Genomic DNA, 19103 nt, shown 5'->3' on the forward strand with positions numbered 1-19103 from the left:
CCTTGATCGTCCCCCCGTGGCGATCAAGGCCGTTCGGCGTTCCCCCGCCGGTGGTTGGCGAAGACCACTCTTGAGTTACCCGCCGCCGCTCGCAAGGCTGTTCCCTGTCCGGGACGTGTCCCACCTTGTCCCAGCAGGTGGGCGGCAGAGGGGGAGCAGCGGATGGACTTCGCCGGGAGCGGTGCCCCGGATCCGGAGCGGGTACGCGACCCGGCCGAATTCGTCGCTGCGATGCAGGCGCTCAAGGACCGATCGGGCCTGACCTACCGGGAGTTGACGTCCCGGGCGGAGGCGGTCGGGGACGTGCTGCCGCGTTCCACGGTCGCCAACATGCTCGCCCGCACCACGCTGCCGCGCGAGGAACTCGTCGCCGCGTTCGTGCGGGCCTGCGGCGCCGGGCCCGGCGAACTCGACGCGTGGCTGCGGGTACGCAAGGAGCTGACCCGCCGCGAACGGCCGGCGGTGGCGGTGCCGGCAGCGGTGGACGCGGGACACGGTGGACCGGCGCCGTCCCTCGCGGAGTCCGGACGCGAACCGCGTTCCGGCGAACAAGCGGCGCTTTCCGCCGCGGACGGGGTGTCGCTCCGAGCCGGCACGACCCCGGGGCCGGACGCGCCGGAACCTGCGCCGTCCGGCCCCCGGCGGCGGCCCCGGCTGCTGCCGGCGGCGGTGGGGGCCGTCGTGATCGCCGTCGCGGTCACCGCGGCCGTGCTGCACTTCGGCGGCGGCACGGAGGCGGACGACGAGCCGCCCGCCGTGAGCGGGCCCGCTCCCGGACCGGTACAGATACGGGCCGTGGACTCCGGGCTGTGCCTCGCGGAGCAGGGCGGGCAGAACGGCCAGCTCTACCAGCAGCCGTGCACGCCCGACTCCATCCCCAGGTTCTCCCTGAAACGGATCGGGACCGACTGGCGGCTCGAGACCTTCCACACCACCTTCGGCTGGGGCTGCACCGGCGTCCAGGAGAAGTCCACCGAGGCCGGTGCCCCGGTGGAGGACCAGGAGTGCGGCAAACGCGGCCCGGCGGAGGCCTTCCGCCTGGAACCGGTGGGCAAGCCGGTACGCGGCTACCGGCTCCGCCCCGTCCACAGCGGCCTGTGTGCCGGGGTGGAGGCCGCCGACAGCGAGAAGAAGGGCGCCGACCTGCGTCAGCTCGGCTGTACCGACGACGGCACGGGCCAGCTGTTCTCGTTCGACCCGAGGCCCGGCCGCTCCTAACGCCGGGGGGCGCGGGCCAGCTCCCAGAAGTGGTCCACGATCCGGTCGAGGAACTCACGGCCCGGTTCGCCCGAGTCGTCCGAGGCCGCGCCCCAGCTGAGCGTGGCCACCATCCGGGCCTGGTAGTCGGCGTGCAGTTGCTGGAGGACGTCCTGGAGGTGGCCGCGTTCCAGCGGCAGCATCTTGCCCACCGGGCGCACGTACGCCTGCCAGCGCGAGGTCACCGCGTCCCGCAGCAGCTCGGCCAGCTCCTTGTCGCGGCCGGTCGCGGCGAGCAGTTCGCGGGGCGCCAGGCCGAGCGCCCCGGCGAGGGCCCCGGTCTGCCGCTCGTTGCCCCGCCATCTGCCCGACTCCTCCATCCGCAGATAGGCGGAGGCGTCCATGCCGAGCCGCCGGGCCAGCTCGTCGGGCGCGAGGCCCCGGGCGATCCGGTGTTCGCGCAGGCTCGTCGCGGTGGAGAGAAGCTCGCCGGGCGAGCACCACAGCACGCCGGCCAGCGCCGTCAGCTCCCGGGTGTCGGGGACGGCGAGCCCCCGTTCCCATGCCGCCACGGTCTCGGGGGTGACCGGCATCCCGTACTGGGCCCGCAGCCCGTACGCCACATGAGCCGGCGCCATCCCCAGGGCCTCGCGCAGTCGGCGCGCGGCGGGGGCGTTGAACGGAGGGGAGGGGTTGTGCTGCACGCGCACAACCTAGGGGCGGCCGTCGTCCGCTGACTACGGTGCGTACACCCAAAGCCACGGCTTGTCGAAAGCTCCGACCTGATCACGCGTCCGTACCGTCGGGACAGCCATGGCCGGTCCGGTGGGGAGTGGGGCACCGCGGTTACCGGGCGGTTCCGGGGCGCCGGGAGCGTACCGAGGCGCCGGGCGGGCCGGCCGTGGCGGTACGGGCGCCTTGCTCACCCCTTCACCGCCCCGCCCAGGGCGAAGCCGCCGCCCAGCCTGCGGGAGATCAGGATGTACAGCACCAGCACCGGCGCCGAGTACAGCATCGAGAACGCCGCGAGCTGTCCGTAGACGACCGAGCCGTAGTTGCCGAAGAACGTGAAGATCGAGACGGAGGCGGGCAGTTGCTCGGGGCTCAGCAGCAGCATGAAGGGGACGAAGAAGTTCCCCCAGAGCATGATGAACGTGTAGATCGTCACCACCGTCACGCCGGGGCCCATCAGGGGCAGCACCACCCGCGTCAGTGTCTGCAGGTTCGACGCCCCGTCCGTCCACGCGGCCTCCTCCAGGACCACCGGGACGCCGTCCATGAAGTTCTTCATCAGCCAGACGGCGAAGGGCAGTTGGGCAGTGGCCAGGAACAGCGCCGTGCCGTACATCGTGTCGATCAGATCGACCTGCACGAACAAGCCGTACACCGGGACCATGATCGCGGTGATCGGCAGACAGGTCGTGAACAGGATGGTCAGCAGGTACGAGCGGCCCCAGCGCGACCGGTGACGTGAGAGCGGATAGGCGGCCAGGGCCGCGCACACCACGGAGACCACCGTCGCGCCGCCGCACAGCAGCAGACTGTTGAGCATCGGCGTGAACGTGATCTCGTCGGTGAGCACCGCGTCGAAGTTGCCGGCCGTGACCGACGAGGGGACCCGCAGCCGCAGGTCCGCCTCCGCGTCCACGGAGGCGAGGACCAGCCACAGCAGCGGCACCGCGAACGCCGCCGCGGTCACCAGCAGCGCGGTGTCGGCGACGAGGCGCGCCCGGGTCGCGCGGCGCATCACGGCTCCACCTTCATCAGCCGCAGATAGACGACCGAGAACAGCGAACCCACCAGCAACAGCAGCAGCGCCACCGCCGTGCCGTAGCCGATCAAGGACTTGAGGAACGCCTGGTCGTACATGAACACCGGCAGGGTCTGGCTGCGGTTGCCCGGCCCGCCGCGGGTCATCGCCCAGATCAGACCGAAGACGGAGAGGGTGGAGAGGGTGTTCAGCATCAGGTTCGTGCCGATGGAGCGCCGGATCATCGGCAGGGTGATGTACAGGACGCGACGCGGGCCGGACGCCCCGTCGACCTCGGCGGCCTCCGTCACCTCACGCGGGATCTCGGACAGCGCCGCGGAGTAGATGAGCATCGAGAACGCGGTGCCGCGCCACACATTGGCGAAGGACACGGCCAGGATGGGCAGGGTGTACAGCCAGTTCTGCGACGGAAGATGCAGCCAGTCGAGGATCGCGTTCAGCGTGCCCTCGCGCCGGAAGAAGGTGTAGAGCAGGAACGCCGCCACGATCTCGGGCAGCACCCAGGCGGTGATCACCAGGGTTCCCGTGAGGGTACGCACGGGACGGGACGCGGCACGCATCAGCCCGGCGAGGGCCAGGCCCAGGGTGTTCTGGCCGACGATCGCGGACACGAAGGTGAAGACGAGGGTCAGCCGGACCGCGTTGCGGAAGTCGTCGTCGGCGAAGGCACGGCGGAAGTTGTCCAGCCCGACGAACTCGGACCCCGCCTGGCCCGTGAGCTGGGTGTCGGTGAAGGCGATCCAGACGCAGTAGCCGATCGGACCGGCGAGGAACAGAAGCAGCAGGATGGTGGCGGGGGCGAGCGGTACCCACCGCCACCATCCCGTTCGGGAGGCGCTCACCGGTCGCTCACTTGGCGACGACGGCGCCGTCGGTGATGGTCTTCAGTTGTTCGTCGTACGCCTTCGCCGCTTCCGCCGCCGAGGAGTCCCCGGTGGTCACCTGCTCCATCGCCTCGCCGATCGCCGTCGAGACCTGCGGATACACCGGCAGCGCCGGCCGGTAGTGCGTGTACTGCACGAGGCCGGTGAAGAACTCGATGCCCGGCATGGACCGCAGATAACGCGGATCGGCCGCCACATCCTCGCGCACGGCGATCTGCGCGCCGACGACGCACCACTTCGTCGCGTTCTGCCTGGTCTGCAGCGTCTTCACGAACTCGAAGGCGAGGTCGGGGTTCTCGGCCTTCGCCGGGATCGACCAGGCCCAGCCGCCCGACATCGACACCTTGCCCGGCGCCTGGCCGTGCTGGGTGGGCATCGGCGCCTGGCCGAGCTTCTCGCTCCACTCGGGCCACTCCTTGGGGCCCTTGTTGATCCAGTTCTGGCCCATCCACGAACCGTCGAGCGAGATCGCGAGCTTCCCCTCCGGGAACCACTCGGTGGCGACGCGGGTGCCCACATTGGGGTCGAGCGCGTCGGATACGTCCGGTCCGAGCTTCTCCTTGTAGACCGTGCCGACGAAGTCGAGGGCGTCCTTGAAGCCCTGTCCTCCGGTCACCCACTTCCTGGCGGCCGAATCGTAGAGCGGGTCCTCGCCCGTGCCGTACAGCAGCATCTCGAAGCCCTGCATGACGGCCGCCTCGCCGGGCCCCTTGCCGGTGTAGACGTTGAGCGGGACGACGCCGGGGACCTTCTCCTTGACGGTGCGGGCGGCGTCGAGGATCTCCGCCCAGTTCTTCGGCTCCCAGTCGGCCGGCAGGCCCGCCTTCGCGAAGATCTCCTTGTTGAACCACAGGCCCCGGGTGTCCGTGCCGTCCGGGACGCCGTACGTCTTTCCGTCCTCGGCCTTGGCGGCGGCCTTCGCCGTGTCGACGAACTGATCCCACTGGTCCCAGCCGGCGAGCTGGTCGTCGAGCGGCTTCAGGTACCCGGCCTTGATGTCGGAGTTGATGCGGAAGGTGTCCTCGTAGACCAGGTCCGGCGCGGTCTTCGGGGAACGCATCATCTGCTGGGCCTTGGTGGCGTAGTCGTTGTCCGGGGCCTGGATCGGGACGAGCTTGACCTTCTTGCCCGGATTCTCCTTCTCGAACTGCCGCTTCGCCGCCTCCAGGTAGGCGTCCTTGAAACGGATCTTGTTGTCCGTGGACCGGTTGTAGACGACCTCCACGGTGTCCGGGTCGTCGCCGGACCCGCTGCCGCAGGCGGTGAGCGTCGCCGCGAGGGCAGTGACAGCGATGGTGAGGGCCAGTGGGGCGGTGGGGCGCACGGGCACGACCTCCTCGGAGCCGGGGGCGCCGGGCAGGACTGCGGTCCGCTTGCTGCCGCAAGCGTGCTGCGGGGCGCGTGGGCTGCTGCCCGGTGACCGTATGACCGGTCAGTTGACAAAAGCAATCCCCGTGCAGAACAAGCGACTTGACGGATCAGCGGACGGTGCTGATCCAGCGGTACTGGAGCTCCGGGCGGCCGATCTGCCCGTACTGAGGGGCGCGAGCGGCCCGGCCGGCGCCGACGAGGTGCTCCAGATAGCGGCGAGCGGTGATCCGCGAGATGCCGACGGCCGCGGCCGCCTCCGTGGCGGTGAGCCCTTCCGCCGACTCGCGCAGGGTCCGCGTGACCGCCTCCAGGGTGGGACCGCTGAGGCCCTTGGGGAGGGACGTGGTGACACGGGGCGTGCGCAGGGTCGCGAGCGCCCGGTCCACCTCGTCCTGGCCGCTCGCCTCGCCGGCGGAGGCGCGGAACTCCGCGTAGCGGGTGAGCCGGTCGCGGAGGGTGGCGAACGTGAACGGCTTGAGGACGTACTGCACGACCCCGAGCGACACCCCCTCGCGGACGATCGCCAGATCGCGGGCGGAGGTGACGGCGATGACGTCGGCGGAGTGGCCGGCCGCGCGCAGCGACCGTACGAGCGCCAGACCGTGACCGTCGGGCAGATACAGGTCCAGCAGCAGCAGGTCCACGTCGGTGCGCTCCAGGGCGCGTACGGCCTCGGCCCGTGAATGGGCGATACCGGCGACCTTGAACCCGGCGACCCGTCCTACGTAGAGGGCGTGCGCGTCGGCGGCGACGGGGTCGTCCTCGACCACGAGAACTCTGATCGTCACGCAGGCACCTCCGCGGGATGCAGCGGCAGCCGCACGGTGAACTCCGCGCCGCCGTCCGGGCCCTGGGCCAGCACGATGGTGCCACGGCCGCGGTGCACCGCCTGCTGCACGAGCGCGAGACCGAGGCCGCGGCCCGCGCCGTGGGTGGACCAGCCGCGCCGGAACACCTCGGCGGCGTCGTCGGGGTCGACACCGGCCCCGGTGTCACCGACGCGCAGCAGCAGCTCACCGCCCTCGACCCGGGCGGTCACAGTCACGCGCGCGCGTACGGCGCGGGGCGGCGGCGCTCCCACGCTGTCGACCGGGGCGCTGCCGACGGGCGGCGCGGCCCCGGGGTGGGACGGCGTGACAGGTGCGTGCGGGCCTTGTGCGTCCGTGCCGTGGGCGGGCGGTTCGCCCGCCGTGCGGGAGGCGGGCAGCGCCACCGCCGGGTCCGGCACGGCCGTGGTGTCGACGGGCGCGGGCGGGCCCGGCACGGCCACTGAGACGGGACGGGGGCCCGTGCCCGTCTCCGACGCCGCGTCGACAGCATTGTCGATCAGGTTGCCCAGGATCGTCACCAGGTCGCGCGACGGGAGCGAGCGCGGGATGACACCGTCGTCGATGCGGCTGTCCTCCGCGAGGACCAGTTCCACGCCGCGCTCGTTGGCCTGTGCCGCCTTGCCGAGCAGCAGCGCCGCCAGCACCGGTTCACCGACCGCGTCGACGACGCGGTCGGTGAGGGCCTGGGCCAGCTCCAGCTCGGCCGTGGCGAAGACGATCGCCTCGTCCGCCCGGCCGAGTTCGATCAGCGACACGACCGTGTGGAGCCGGTTGGCGGCCTCGTGTGCCTGGGACCGCAGGGCCTGGGTGAAGCCCCGCTCGGAGTCCAGTTCACCGGAGAGGGCCTGGAGCTCGGTGTGGTCGCGCAGGGTGACGACGGTGCCGCGCTGCTCCCCGCCCACCACCGGCCGGCTGTTGACGACGACGACCCGGTCCGCGGAGAGATGGAGCTCGTCCACGCGCGGCTCAGAGGCCAGCAGCGCTCCGGTGAGCGGCCGCGGGAGGCCGAGGTCCGCGACATGGCGGCCCACGGCGTCCTCGCCGAGCCCGAGCAGCTCACGCGCCCCGTCGTTGGCGAGCGCGATCCTGCGGCCGCCGTCGAGCATGACGAGGCCTTCGCGCACGGCGTGCAGTGCGGCCTCGTGGTAGTCGTGCATGCGGCCGAGCTCCGCCGCGTTCATCCCGTGGGTGTGCCGCCGCAGCCGGGCGTTGATGACATACGTGCCGGCCCCGCCGAGCACCAGCGCCGCACCGGCCATGGCGAGCAGCGCCGTGACCTGGTCGCGCACCTGCTCGGTGATCTCTTCGACGGTGATGCCCGCGCTGACGATGGCGACGACCCGCCCGCCGTCGTACACCGGGGCCACCGTGCGCACCGACAGGCCGAGCGTCCCGACGTACTGCTCGCTGTAGACCCGGCCGTCCAGCGCCGGCTCGATGTGGCCGAGATACGTACGTCCGATCCGGTCCGGCTCGGGATGCGTCCAGCGCCGCCCCTGGGGATCCATGATCACGACGAAGTCCACGCCGGCGTCCTTGCGCAGGCCCTCCGCGTACGGCTGGAGGAACGCCGACGGGTCCTTCGACCGTACGGCCTCCGAGACCGAGGGGGAGCGCGCGGCAGCGGCCGCGGTGGCCCGGGACTGCAGGCGCGCGCTGTCCTCTGCCTGCGACCGGTCGGTGAGGTAGGCGAAGAGCGCGCAGCCGGCCACGATCGCGGCGACCAGCACGACCTGCATCGCGAAGAGCTGGGCCGCCAGGCTGCGGGGACGGGGGATGCGCATGCCGCCAGTCTGCCTGGCCGGATTTGTATGAACGAAACGAACGCAAGGGTGACCGGTGTCACAGCCTGATGGATAGTCGCTGAGATCCATCGGGACGTGGACGAACATTCGAACGAGGAGGCACCCCGTGGCCACTACAGCCGCAGGCAAGCGGGACCGTACCCATTATCTGTATCTGGCAGTCATCGGCGCGGTGGTGCTGGGCATCATCGTCGGTTTCGCCGCCCCTGGGGTCGCCGTCGAGCTCAAGCCCATCGGCACCGGGTTCGTGAACCTCATCAAGATGATGATCTCGCCGGTGATCTTCTGCACGATCGTGCTGGGCATCGGCTCGGTCCGCAAGGCCGCCAAGGTCGGCGCCGTCGGCGGTCTGGCGCTCGGCTACTTCCTCGTCATGTCGACCGTCGCCCTCGCCATCGGTCTGCTCGTCGGCAACCTGCTCGACCCGGGCGCCGGCCTGCACCTCACCGACGCCGCCCGTGAGGCCGGCGCCAAGCAGGCCTCCGGCGCGAGCGAGAGCACCACCGACTTCCTGCTCGGCATCATCCCCACCACTCTGGTCTCCGCCTTCACCGAGGGCGAGGTGCTGCAGACGCTGCTCGTCGCGCTGCTCGCGGGCTTCGCGCTGCAGGCCATGGGGTCGGCCGGCGAGCCCGTGCTGCGCGGCATCGGACACATCCAGCGCCTGGTCTTCCGCATCCTCGCCATGATCATGTGGGCCGCGCCCGTCGGCGCCTTCGGTGCCATTGCCGCGGTCGTCGGCGAGACCGGTCTGGACGCCCTCAAGTCGCTCGCCGTCATCATGATCGGCTTCTACGTCACCTGCGCCGTGTTCGTCTTCGTGGTGCTGGGCCTGCTGCTCCGCCTGATCGCCGGGATGAACCTCTTCACGCTGCTGAAGTACCTGGGCCGCGAGTTCCTGCTGATCCTCTCCACCTCGTCCTCCGAGTCCGCGCTGCCGCGTCTCATCGCGAAGATGGAGCACATGGGCGTGAGCAAGCCGGTGGTCGGCATCACCGTCCCGACCGGCTACTCCTTCAACCTCGACGGCACCGCGATCTACCTGACGATGGCGTCGCTGTTCATCGCCAACGCGACGGGCGCGCCGCTGAGCGCCTCCGAGCAGATCTCGCTGCTGGTCTTCATGATCATCGCCTCGAAGGGCGCCGCGGGCGTCACCGGAGCGGGTCTCGCCACGCTGGCCGGCGGCCTGCAGTCGCACCGGCCCGAGCTGGTCGACGGCGTCGGCCTGATCGTCGGCATCGACCGCTTCATGAGCGAGGCGCGCGCCCTGACGAACTTCGCCGGCAACGCGGTGGCGACGGTCCTGGTCGGCACGTGGACGAAGGAGATCGACAAGGAGCGGGCCGCCCAGGTGCTGGCCGGCAAGGTCCCCTTCGACGAGAAGACCCTCGTCGACGACCACGCGCCGCACGGCGACAGCGGCCACTCGGACGTCCCGGCCCCGCGGGACGACGAGCGTGAGCCTGTGAAGGTCTGACCACCCGCGGACCTTCCTTCCAGGCGTGTGCCGGACCCTCTTCCCCCCTTGGGTCCGGCACACGCCGCTTTCCGTTTCCGGCGGTCGTCGTACGACAGGCGTTGCCTTGACGTCGGCGTCAAGGATTACGGTCTCCGGCATGCGAATCGGCGAGCTTGCGGAGCGGGCCGGCACCACCACCCGGACCCTGCGCTACTACGAGTCCCGCGGGCTGCTGCCCGCACGGCGCGCGGTGAACGGCTACCGCACGTACGACGAGGGCGACCTGCGGCTGGTCCGGCAGATCAGGACCCTTCAGGACTTCGGGTTCGGCCTCGAGGAGACGAGGCCGTTCGTCGAGTGCCTGCGCGCCGGCCATCCGGCCGGTGACTCCTGCCCCGCCTCGCTCGCCGTCTACCGGGCCAAGCTCGCCGAGCTGGACACGCTGATCGAGCAACTGCGGTCGGTGCGGGCGCAGGTCGGTGAGCAGTTGCTGCGGGCAGAGGCGCAGTTGCCCGAAGGCCCGGACCCACAATGCGAATTCGGAGGCTGACGAATGATCCAGGCAGAGGGCGTGGCCGCGGTGACGGACACGGATTTCGAGACCGAGGTGCTCGGCGCGGACCGTCCGGTCCTCGTGGAATTCACCGCGGACTGGTGCGGTCCGTGCCGTCAGCTCGCACCCGTGCTGAGCGCGGTCGCCCGCGAGGAGGCCGGGCGGCTGAAGGTGCTGCAGATCGACGCCGACACCAATCCGGAGACGGTGATCCGCTACGGCGTGCTGTCGATGCCGACGCTGATGGTCTTCGACGGGGGCGAGCCCGTGAAGTCCATGGTCGGCGCGCGGCCCAAGCGCCGGCTTCTCCAGGAGCTGGAGGACGTGCTCGTCCGGGGATGACGGCGCCGGCGGTGGCAGCGGCGGCGGTGCCTCAGACGAGGCGGCGGATCTCACCCCGCACGCGGTAGAAGCCGCCCTGCGCGGGGTGCAGCGCGTCCACCACGTACCGCGCTCCGGCCTCACGTATGCCGCGCGGGAACTGCACGTTCCACGAAGGCTCGAAGCCGTTCGAGACGACGTGGACGCGGAGCTTGCCGCCGGTGCGCACGCACTCGACCACGACGCCCGTGCTCGGCGGCTCGGAGACCGTCGCCACCGCCGACAGCGACGCCGGAGGCGTGTACGTGGGGAGCGCGGCCGCGGACTTCACGTCCCTCGCGACGGGCACCGTGCCGCGCTGGGCGGCGCCGACGGCACTCTCGTCGGCGTCCATGCACACCAGCGAGCCGTCGGTGGTGACCATGTAGAGCTTCTCGTCCCGGTACTGCATCGACAGCGCGGAACCGCCGCCGGTGCCCAGCTTCCACAGGCGGGTGCCGTCGGCGTCGAAGCAGTACACGGACGAGGAGGAGTCACCGGCGAAGACATGGCGTCCGTCGGGCGAGGCCGCGCACGAGTAGACGGCGGTGTCGCACCGGTAGGTCGCCTCGACGACGCCGGTGTGCTTGCCGAGCCTTTGCACCACGTTCCTGGCGGTGCCGGCGTACACCGAGGTGTCCTCCTGCCAGCCGAAGAGCACGCCGCCCTGCGTCGGGGTGTGCCACAGCTCCCGGCCCCCGTCGGGTGCGTACGCAGTGACTCCGCGGCGGTGGCCGTGGTAGACCGCGTGCTCGTCCGCGCGGACCATCCACGCCTGGTCGCCCGCGGACCGGCGCGACCACTGGTACTCGTCCTCGTGGTCGATGACGGTCAGTCCTCCGTCGGCGGCGGAGACGTTGAGGACGCCCTCCCGGATGTCGAGCCAGAAGATGTCGACGTCCGCGGCGATGTCGTAGGCGGCGAAGGGCAGCTTCGACGACAGGTCGTACACCTTGCCGTCGTCGCAGCCGGCGTAGATCCAGAAGTCGTCCGCCACCAGGCACTTGACGCCGTCCGGCAGCGAGTAGCGGGCGAGCACCTCGCCGGTGTGGCTGAGGGTGTACACGTCGCCCGCCTGGTTGCCGACCCAGCAGCGGTCCTCGTCGATGTGGATGCCGAACGCCGACGAACCCGTGCGGAACCGCCAGAGCACCGGGGCGGTCGAACGGGCCGTGGACGGCGCCGACGTGACCTGACGGCGGGTCACCGGCCGTGCCGAGCGCTGCCCTTGAACGGCGGGCGCGTAGCCTTTGCGGACCTTCTCGCCGATCTTCCTCGCTGCGGCGGCCTGTGCCTTCTCGCCGGTGGGGAAGGTGGAGGTCTGGAGCTGGCCGGCGGCGCCGATCCGGCCGTAGCGCACCGAGACGACCGTCCCCTCCACGGTGACCTCGTAGAACTTGTGCGCGCCTCCGCCGTCCTGTGACAGCTCCAGGTACGTCGTTGCAGACATGGCAGACCCCTCCCCAGGACCGAACCGGCGGTTCGTGCACCGCCCGCTCCCACTGCCCAGAACGCTATGGCCCACCACTGACAGCCGGGGGCCCGTGGAGCCTCGGCGATGCGAAAGCCCACCCCGGGCGTCGTCGTGACGACCGGCGGGCTGCCCAGCTTGCGGCGCAAGCGGCCGACGGTGACGGTCCCCTCCGCCGGATCTTCCCGCTTCCGTGGTGGGCCCGGAGCACTGCGCCGGGCGCGTACGCGGTGCTGCTCCTGGGGCTTGCCCTGAGCCGCCTGCCGCTCCGGCGGCGGCAACAAAAAACCCGACCGAATTGACGGCCGGGGCATTTTCCTGGGTATATTTATTGTTTCCGTCCAAGGGATTCATCACCGGACGGAGAAGTTCAATAAACGTACCTTACCGCGTCAGGAGCTGAATTGTCAACCGAGGAATTGCGGCGGGAACAGCAATTCGTCTCTCTCGTGCACGAGCGGCTCGACCAGCTCCGCGACGAGGCCGAAGCCGCCCTGAACGCCACGATCGCGCAGGTGGGGACGGGCAGGCAGGCGCGGGTCGAGCGGGACATCGGCGTCATCGAGCATTCGGCGTCGCTGGCGGCCCTGAATGCCGCCGACACCGGTCTGGTATTCGGCCGCATCGACCGGCGCGACGGAGTCACCCATCACATCGGGCGCACCGGAATCCGCCGTGACGACGCGGAACGCACTCCTTTGCTGATCGACTGGCGGGCCCCCGTCGCGCGCCCGTTCTACCTCGCCACCGGTCACGAGCCGATGGGACTGCGCCGTCGGCGGCACATCACCACGCAGGGGCGCATGGTCACCGCGCTGCACGACGAGATCATGGACCTCGCCGATACCACCCGCACCGGCTACGAGTCCCACGACGCCGACGAGGTGCTGCTCGCCGCGCTGGGCAGCGCCCGCACCGGGCGGATGGGCGACATCGTGTCGACCATCCAGGCCGAGCAGGACCGGATCATCCGCGCCCCGCAGCGCGGTGTCCTCGTCGTGGAGGGCGGACCGGGAACGGGCAAGACCGCGGTTGCCCTCCATCGGGCCGCCTATCTGCTGTACGCGCACCGGGAACAGCTCTCCAAGCGCGCCGTACTGATCGTCGGACCGAATCCTGCCTTTCTCGGCTACATCGGGGAGGTGCTGCCCTCGCTCGGCGAGACCGGTGTGCTGCTGTCGACGGTCGGTGAGCTCTTCCCCGGTGTGCACGCCACCGGCACCGACAGCCCCGCCGCCGCGGCCGTCAAGGGCCGCGCGGACATGGCGGACGTGCTGGCGGAGGCGGTACGCGACCGGCAGCGGGTGCCCGACAAGGACGAGCCGCTCGTCGTGCCGCACGACGACGGCGATCTCGTCATCGACTGGGGCATGGCCGTCGAGGCACGGCACAAGGCCCGCGAGACGGGGCTGCCGCACAATCTCGCCCGCCCCCACTTCGTGTTCCGGATCATCGACGACCTGACGACCCAGCTCGCGGACCGCATCGGCGCCGACCCGTACGGAGGACCCAACTTCCTCGGCCCCGACGACATCGCGCAGCTCGGCAAGGCCATCGCCGCAAGCTCCGACGTCCACGCCGCGATCGCCACGCTGTGGCCGCCGCTCACGCCGCAGGAGTTCCTGGCGGACTTCCTCGCGGAGCCGGTCCATCTGCCGGCTGAGGAGGCCGCACTCCTCAGACGCGCCACGGGCCCGTGGACCCCTGCCGACGTGCCGTTGCTGGACGAGGCCGCCGAACTCCTCGGCGAGGACGACTCCGCGGCCCTCGCCCGTGCCGAGGCCGAGCGCGCACGGCAGATCGCCTACGCGCAGGGCGTGCTCGAAGTCTCCTACGCCTCACGGACGTACGAGTTCGAGGACAAGGACGACGAGGAATCGGAGATCCTCGCCGCGCACGACATCATCGACGCCGAGCGGATGGCCGAACGCCAGGAGGAGGCGGACCACCGCAGCGCCGCGGAACGGGCCGCCGCCGATCGGACCTGGGCGTTCGGGCACATCATCGTCGACGAGGCGCAGGAGCTCTCGCAGATGGCGTGGCGGCTGCTGATGCGTCGCTGCCCCACCCGGTCGATGACGCTGGTCGGCGACCCCGCGCAGACCGGCGACGCGGCCGGCTGCGAGTCGTGGCAGGAGATCCTCGAGCCGTACGTCGGCGACCGCTTCGAGCACACCCGGCTGGGCGTCAACTACCGGACGCCGGCGGAGATCATGGCTCTCGCCGCCGAGGTGCGGCGCAGCAAGGACCCGGCGTTCGAACCACCGCGTTCGGTGCGCTCGACCGGGGTCGAACCGTGGGAGGTGACCGTGGACCCGGCCGAGCTCGCCACCACCGTCGCCGCCCGGGTCGCCGACGCGCCGCGCGAGGGCCGGATCGCGGTGATCGCCCCCGCCGCTCTGCACGCCGCGATCGCGGAGGCGGTTCCGGACGTGTCCGCCACGGGCGAGCCGGATCTGACGCGGCCCGTGGTCCTGCTCGACCCGAGGGCCGCCAAGGGCCTGGAGTTCGACACCGTGATCGTGGCGGAACCGGACCTGATCCGTTCCGCTTCCGCGCAGGGTGTGAACGACCTGTACGTGGCGTACACCAGGGCGACGCAGCGACTGGGAGTGGTGCGCACCAGCGGCCGGCGCGGGACCGAAGCGGCCTGAGCCGCCGCTGACGTCGCGGACGAGCGGGAGCGGTCGCCAGGAACGCGCGACGGCCGCGGTCACCGTGAAGGTGACCGCGGCCGTCGCGGTCTGCTCCGGCGGGGCTCAGGCCGGCCGGAACCAGACCGTCGCCAGTGGCGGCAGGGTCGGGGCGATCGAGGTACGGCGGCCGTGGGACTCCACCTGCTCCGCCTTCATCGGGTCCGCGTTGAGGACGCCGGAGCCACCGAAGCGCTCCTCGTCGGTGTTGAGGATCTCCGCCCAGGCGGTGACCGTCTCCGGTACGCCCAGCCGGTAGCCGTGCCGCACCACCGGCGAGAAGTTGCTCACCGCGAGCAGCGGCGAGCCGTGCTTGTCGAAACGCAGGAAGGCGAAGACGTTGTCCTCCCACGCCCCGCCGTCCACCCATGCGAAGCCCTCCGGCACGGTGTCCCGCTGCCACAGCGCGGGAGCCTTGCCGTACACGGTGTTCAGCTCGCGCACGAGGTCACGCACACCGCGGTGGTCGGGCTCCGCCGCGTAGGACGGGTCGAGGAGCCACCAGTCGGGGCCGTGGCCCTCGGACCACTCGGCGCCCTGGGCGAACTCCTGCCCCATGAACAGGAGCTGCTTGCCGGGGTGGGCCCACATGAAGCCCAGATAGGCGCGGTGGTTGGCCCGCTGCTGCCACCAGTCGCCGGGCATCTTGCTCACCAGGGCCCGCTTGCCGTGCACGACCTCGTCGTGCGAGATCGGCAGGACGTAGTTCTCGCTGTAGGCGTAGACCATCGAGAACGTCATCTCGTTGTGGTGGAACTTGCGGTGCACCGGTTCGTGCTCGACGTAGCCCAGCGAGTCGTGCATCCAGCCCATGTTCCACTTCAGGCCGAAGCCGAGCCCGCCGAAGCCGTCGTGGCCCACGTGGTGGGTGGCCCGGGTGACGCCGTCCCAGGCGGTGGACTCCTCCGCGACGGTGACCACGCCGGGGCAGCGGCGGTACACGGTCGCGTTCATCTCCTGGAGGAAGGCGACCGCGTCCAGGTTCTCCCTGCCGCCGTGGACGTTCGGCGACCATTCGCCGTCCTCGCGGGAGTAGTCGAGGTAGAGCATCGAGGCGACCGCGTCGACCCGCAGGCCGTCGATGTGGAACTCCTCGCACCAGTACGTCGCGTTGGCCACCAGGAAGTTGCGGACCTCCTTGCGCCCGTAGTCGAACTCGAGGGTGCCCCAGTCGGGGTGCGCCGCCCGCGCCGGGTCGCTGTGCTCGTACAAGGGGCGTCCGTCGAACTCGGCCAGCGCCCAGTCGTCCCGCGGGAAGTGCGCGGGCACCCAGTCCACCAACACGCCGATGCCCGCCCGGTGCAGGCTGTCCACCAGGTACCTGAAGTCGTCAGGGGTGCCCATGCGCGACGTCGGCGCGTAGAAGCCGGTGACCTGGTAGCCCCAGGAGCCGCCGAAGGGATGCTCGGCGACCGGCATGAACTCCACATGCGTGAAGCCGAGGTCCTTCACGTACTTGGGGAGCTGCACCGCGAGCTGGCGGTAGGTCAGTCCCGGTCGCCACGACGGAAGATGCACCTCGTAGATGGACAGCGGCGCCTCGTGGACGGGCACCTCGCCGCGGCGCGTCATCCACTCCTGGTCACCCCACTCGTGGTGCGACTCGGTCACGATCGACGCGTTGGCGGGCGGCACCTCCGTGCGCCGGGCCATCGGGTCGGCCCGCTGGGTGTACGAGCCGTCCGGGCGCATGATCTCGAACTTGTAGAGAGCGCCCTCGCCGATGCCGGGCAGGAACAGCTCCCACACGCCGGTCGCGCCGAGCGAGCGCATGGGGAAGCCGGAACCGTCCCAGAAATTGAAGTCGCCGACCACACGGACGCCCCGCGCGTTCGGCGCCCAGACGGTGAACCGGGTGCCGGTGACGCCCTGGTGCGTCATCGGATGCGCGCCCAGCGCCCTCCACAGCTCCTCGTGCCTGCCCTCGCCGATCAGATGCAGATCGAGCTCGCCGAGCGCGGGAAGGAAGCGGTACGGGTCCTCGACCTCGAAGCCGTCCTCGTGGCCCTCGTAGGTGACGAGCAGCCGGTAGTCGGGGGTCGTCCGCTGGGGGAGGACGCCGGAGAAGAGGCCGTCGCCGTCGTTGTTCAGCTCGGTGCGCAGGCCCTTGGCGAGGACGGTCACGGACAGGGCGTGGGGACGCAGCACGCGCAGCTCGACTCCGCCGCGCACCGAGTGGGCGCCGAGCAGGGCGTGCGGGTCGTGGTGGCTGCCGCTGAGGAGCCGGCCACGGTCGTCGTCGCCGAGCGGCTTCGCCGTGCGGACCCCACGTCCGTCGCGCGGCCGGGGGGCGCCGGCCGGCTTGGCACGGGCCGCCTTGCCGGGGCCGGACGCGGACCCGCCCTGGTCGGCGGACGCGGCGCCGGAACCGGCGGCCGCCGACCGGGCACCGGCCGCCCCGGTGGTGGCCCCCGGTGTCGTCCCGGACGCGCCGCCGGGAGCTCCGGCCCCTGTGGCAGCTGTCCCGGCCGCCGCGGCCGGAGTCGCTGCGGGAGCGTCGGCGGCGGGAACGTCGGTGCTCGTGCCGCCGGTCCGGGTGCTCTTCGTGCGGGTGGTGCCCGCCCTGGCGCGGGCGGCCCCGGCCGGTGCGGTCCCGGCTCCCGCCGCCTTGGTGGCGCCGGCCCGGGCACGCGCCGCCCGTGCGGGCCGGGCCGCGGTCCCGCTCGAGCCGGCCGGCTGGGGTACGGCCGCTTCCGCCTCGGCGGTGACGGTCCCGGACCCGGCCGCCGCGTCCGGCTCCGCCGCTTCGGCGGTGTTCGCGCGTGCGGCCTTCCTACCGCCGGAGCGGGCCGGGCGCGCCCCGGTGCCTGGTGGCACGGAGCCGGCCCCGGCGTCGGCCGTGCCCGCCGCCTCGTTCCCGGCGGGCACGGAGCCCTCCGGGGCGGTGGAGTCGGCCGCGGCCGGCTGCGGTGTCCCGGTCACGGACGGCTCGTCACCGGCGGGCGGCGTGACGGGGGCGGTCGCGGAACCACGGGCACGGCCGGAGCCGGACCTCGTCCTCTCCGTGCCGCGCACCGCGCCCGGCTCGGCCGGCCCGGCGGGTCCGGTCTCTGCGCTGTGCGTCTCGGTCGGCTGGTGCGGGACTTCCGGTCCCGAGGGCTTGCGGGACGACGGTCGGGCGGTCACGGATTCGGCCTCCTAGGGCGGCAGATGCGTCGGTGGGGGAAGCGGTGAGGTCAGTCGAGTGCGGCGAGGCGTTCGATCGCGGCCATCGGCACGGGCAGCCAGTCCGGCCGGTGTCTGGCCTCGTAGACGACTTCGTAGACGGCCTTGTCGGTCTCGTAGGCGCGGAGCAGTTCGGGCTCCTCGCGCGGGTCGTCGCCGCCGGCTTCGGCGTAGCCGTCGCAGTACGCCGCACGGCACCGCTCCGCCCACGCGGGGTTCCAGGGGCGATGCGTACGGGCCGCGTAGTCGAAGGAGCGGAGCATGCCCGCCACATCGCGTACGGCGGGCTGCGGACGGCACCGTTCGGTGAGCGGCCTGGCCGGTTCGCCCTCGAAGTCGATGACCGACCAGGGGGTGTCCTTCGGGCCTCGCAGTATCTGGCCGAGATGCAGGTCCCCGTGCACCCGTTGGGCGGCCCAGGTGCGCCCGCGACCGCCGAGCGTGGCCACCGCGTCGAAGGCGGCGCGCAGCCGCGGCACGTACGGCACCAGCGCGGGCACCGACTGCGCGGCCGTCTCCAGCCGCCGGACCATCGCCGCCGCCAGCCGCTCGGTCTGCGGGCCGCCGAGCTTCACCGTGGGCAGGGTGTCGGCGAGCGCGGTGTGCACCTCGGCGGTCACCCGGCCCAGCTCGCGGGCCTCGCTCTGGAAGGAGCGGTCGGCGGCCAGTGCCTCCAGCGCGAGCACCCAGCCGTCGCGGGAGCCCGGCAGGAACGGCTGGAGAACGCCCAGGGTGAAAGGTTCCGGCGCGCTCGTCCCGTACCAGGCGACGGGTGCGGGCACCCGTTCGCAGCCCGCCCGTGCGAGAGCGAGCGGCAGCTCGAGGTCGGGGTTCGGCCCCGGGTGGATACGGCGGAACAGCTTGAGGATGTACGCGTCGCCGTAGACCAGCGACGAGTTGGACTGTTCGGCGTCCAGCGGCCGTGCGGGCAGCTGGTCCGGCAGAGCGGGCGCGCCGTCGAACCGCTCGAAGCGCAGCGGCCCGAGCAGGCCCGGTGTGCGCAGCCGTTCGAGCAGGAGCGCGGCGAGCCGTGGGTCGCGGGTCCCCTCGTAGACGGTCCGCCCGGCGAGCGGTCCGTCGGTGAGATGGCCGATCAACGCGGGTGCCATCGGCGGCGGCAGGGTCCGGCGCACGCCGATGAGCAGTTGGTAGCAGTCTGCGGACGACCGCACGGGCACGTCCCGCTGCGTGACCCGCACAAGCAGGTGCAGCAGCCCGGGGCCGGGCCCGTTCAGGGGCAGCAGCTCCGTCGCGGAGACGAGTGAGAAGCCTCCGACCGCGCACCCCTTGCCCGCGAACCATCGCTGTTCGGGCAGCCATTGGCGCAGCAGTGGGGCGAGCGAGGGAAGCAGACCGAGCGGAGTCCGGGTGGATGCAGCCTCCGACATGGGCATCGCGTCCTTTCCCCGGGTACACCACGAATGCGCAAAGTGTCCCGGATTGCAGCTGTGGCTGTCCGGCGGCGCGCGGGGATGAGGGGGGAGTGCCCGAAGCGGGGCGGTGGAAACCGCCCCGCCGGAGTAGGGGGCGCCTTTCGGACC

General features: G+C 71.7%; 14 protein-coding genes and 1 pseudogene. 5 read left to right on the plus strand and 10 right to left on the minus strand.

Translation table 11 applies throughout. The features are described 5' to 3' along the window. The first annotated feature begins 162 nt into the window (after positions 1-162). On the plus strand, positions 163-1218 hold the full coding sequence (locus ACIPJI_RS10670) for a helix-turn-helix domain-containing protein (protein WP_356621065.1): 1056 nt from the start codon (positions 163-165) through the stop codon (positions 1216-1218). On the opposite strand, the gene ACIPJI_RS10675 is transcribed toward ACIPJI_RS10670, so the two are convergent. The 6 genes from ACIPJI_RS10675 to ACIPJI_RS10700 form a co-directional block, all read right to left on the minus strand. Continuing rightward, positions 1215-1835, minus strand: coding sequence for an XRE family transcriptional regulator (locus ACIPJI_RS10675; protein WP_402245810.1), 621 nt, complete (start codon positions 1833-1835; stop codon positions 1215-1217). The genes ACIPJI_RS10670 and ACIPJI_RS10675 overlap by 4 nt on opposite strands. A 284-nt stretch (positions 1836-2119) precedes the next feature. Continuing rightward, positions 2120-2944, minus strand: a complete 825-nt coding sequence (locus ACIPJI_RS10680) for a carbohydrate ABC transporter permease (protein ID WP_402245589.1) — start codon at positions 2942-2944, stop codon at positions 2120-2122. Then, on the minus strand, positions 2944-3810 hold the full coding sequence (locus ACIPJI_RS10685) for a sugar ABC transporter permease (RefSeq protein WP_356621066.1): 867 nt from the start codon (positions 3808-3810) through the stop codon (positions 2944-2946). Before ACIPJI_RS10685 ends, ACIPJI_RS10680 begins: the two co-directional genes overlap by 1 nt. Positions 3811-3817: 7 nt before the next feature. Then, positions 3818-5176 (minus strand): ABC transporter substrate-binding protein, encoded by a 1359-nt coding sequence (locus ACIPJI_RS10690; RefSeq protein ID WP_402245591.1) that lies wholly within the window; start codon positions 5174-5176, stop codon positions 3818-3820. 154 nt (positions 5177-5330) lie between these two features. After that, complete coding sequence (locus tag ACIPJI_RS10695; RefSeq protein ID WP_402245593.1) at positions 5331-6011, minus strand: response regulator; 681 nt, start codon at positions 6009-6011, stop codon at positions 5331-5333. Continuing rightward, complete coding sequence (locus ACIPJI_RS10700) at positions 6008-7837, minus strand: ATP-binding protein (RefSeq protein WP_402245595.1); 1830 nt, start codon at positions 7835-7837, stop codon at positions 6008-6010. Before ACIPJI_RS10700 ends, ACIPJI_RS10695 begins: the two co-directional genes overlap by 4 nt. Positions 7838-7964: 127 nt before the next feature. Here ACIPJI_RS10700 and ACIPJI_RS10705 point away from each other — a divergent pair, with 127 nt between their 5' ends. The 3 genes from ACIPJI_RS10705 (at position 7965) to trxA (ending at position 10215) form a co-directional block, all read left to right on the plus strand. Then, positions 7965-9338: a cation:dicarboxylate symporter family transporter gene (locus tag ACIPJI_RS10705; protein WP_307708363.1), complete on the plus strand. Its 1374-nt coding sequence runs from the start codon at positions 7965-7967 to the stop codon at positions 9336-9338. 139 nt (positions 9339-9477) lie between these two features. Then, a complete protein-coding gene (locus ACIPJI_RS10710; RefSeq protein WP_005311723.1) occupies positions 9478-9870 on the plus strand; it encodes a MerR family transcriptional regulator in 393 nt (130 codons plus the stop codon). 3 nt (positions 9871-9873) lie between these two features. Then, a complete protein-coding gene (gene trxA, locus ACIPJI_RS10715) occupies positions 9874-10215 on the plus strand; it encodes a thioredoxin (RefSeq protein WP_356621071.1) in 342 nt (113 codons plus the stop codon). A 31-nt stretch (positions 10216-10246) separates the two neighbouring features. On the opposite strand, the gene ACIPJI_RS10720 is transcribed toward trxA, so the two are convergent. Together ACIPJI_RS10720 and ACIPJI_RS10725 are read right to left on the minus strand one after the other, a co-directional pair. Beyond that, positions 10247-11683: a WGR domain-containing protein gene (locus ACIPJI_RS10720; RefSeq protein WP_402245598.1), complete on the minus strand. Its 1437-nt coding sequence runs from the start codon at positions 11681-11683 to the stop codon at positions 10247-10249. An 89-nt stretch (positions 11684-11772) separates the two neighbouring features. After that, a pseudogene (locus tag ACIPJI_RS10725) lies at positions 11773-11871 on the minus strand (response regulator transcription factor); the annotation flags it as partial. A 237-nt stretch (positions 11872-12108) separates the two neighbouring features. On the opposite strand from ACIPJI_RS10725, the gene ACIPJI_RS10730 reads away from it, so the two are divergent. After that, positions 12109-14358 carry a UvrD-helicase domain-containing protein gene (locus tag ACIPJI_RS10730; RefSeq protein ID WP_356621073.1) on the plus strand — a complete coding sequence of 750 codons (2250 nt, stop codon included), beginning with the start codon at positions 12109-12111 and terminating at the stop codon, positions 14356-14358. Between the two features lie 105 nt (positions 14359-14463). Here the strand turns inward: ACIPJI_RS10730 and glgB are convergent, their stop codons facing one another. Continuing rightward, on the minus strand, positions 14464-17523 hold the full coding sequence (glgB, locus tag ACIPJI_RS10735) for a 1,4-alpha-glucan branching enzyme (protein ID WP_402245600.1): 3060 nt from the start codon (positions 17521-17523) through the stop codon (positions 14464-14466). Between the two features lie 50 nt (positions 17524-17573). Then, positions 17574-18950, minus strand: coding sequence for a maltokinase (locus tag ACIPJI_RS10740; RefSeq protein ID WP_402245602.1), 1377 nt, complete (start codon positions 18948-18950; stop codon positions 17574-17576). Between the last annotated feature and the right edge of the window lie 153 nt (positions 18951-19103).

The sequence above is a fragment of the Streptomyces sp. NPDC086835 genome (assembly GCF_044745705.1).
Classification (GTDB): domain Bacteria; phylum Actinomycetota; class Actinomycetes; order Streptomycetales; family Streptomycetaceae; genus Streptomyces.

What these genes read in the sequence shown, in the direction of transcription:
- ACIPJI_RS10670 (WP_356621065.1), top strand. Translation starts at nt 163, where the DNA reads ATGGACTTCGCCGGGAGCGGTGCCCCGGATCCGGAGCGGGTACGCGAC.
- ACIPJI_RS10675 (WP_402245810.1), bottom strand. Translation starts at nt 1,835, where the DNA reads ATGGCGCCGGCTCATGTGGCGTACGGGCTGCGGGCCCAGTACGGGATG.
- ACIPJI_RS10680 (WP_402245589.1), bottom strand. Translation starts at nt 2,944, where the DNA reads ATGCGCCGCGCGACCCGGGCGCGCCTCGTCGCCGACACCGCGCTGCTG.
- ACIPJI_RS10700 (WP_402245595.1), bottom strand. Translation starts at nt 7,837, where the DNA reads ATGCGCATCCCCCGTCCCCGCAGCCTGGCGGCCCAGCTCTTCGCGATG.
- ACIPJI_RS10710 (WP_005311723.1), top strand. Translation starts at nt 9,478, where the DNA reads ATGCGAATCGGCGAGCTTGCGGAGCGGGCCGGCACCACCACCCGGACC.
- trxA (WP_356621071.1), top strand. Translation starts at nt 9,874, where the DNA reads ATGATCCAGGCAGAGGGCGTGGCCGCGGTGACGGACACGGATTTCGAG.
- ACIPJI_RS10720 (WP_402245598.1), bottom strand. Translation starts at nt 11,683, where the DNA reads ATGTCTGCAACGACGTACCTGGAGCTGTCACAGGACGGCGGAGGCGCG.
- ACIPJI_RS10740 (WP_402245602.1), bottom strand. Translation starts at nt 18,950, where the DNA reads ATGTCGGAGGCTGCATCCACCCGGACTCCGCTCGGTCTGCTTCCCTCG.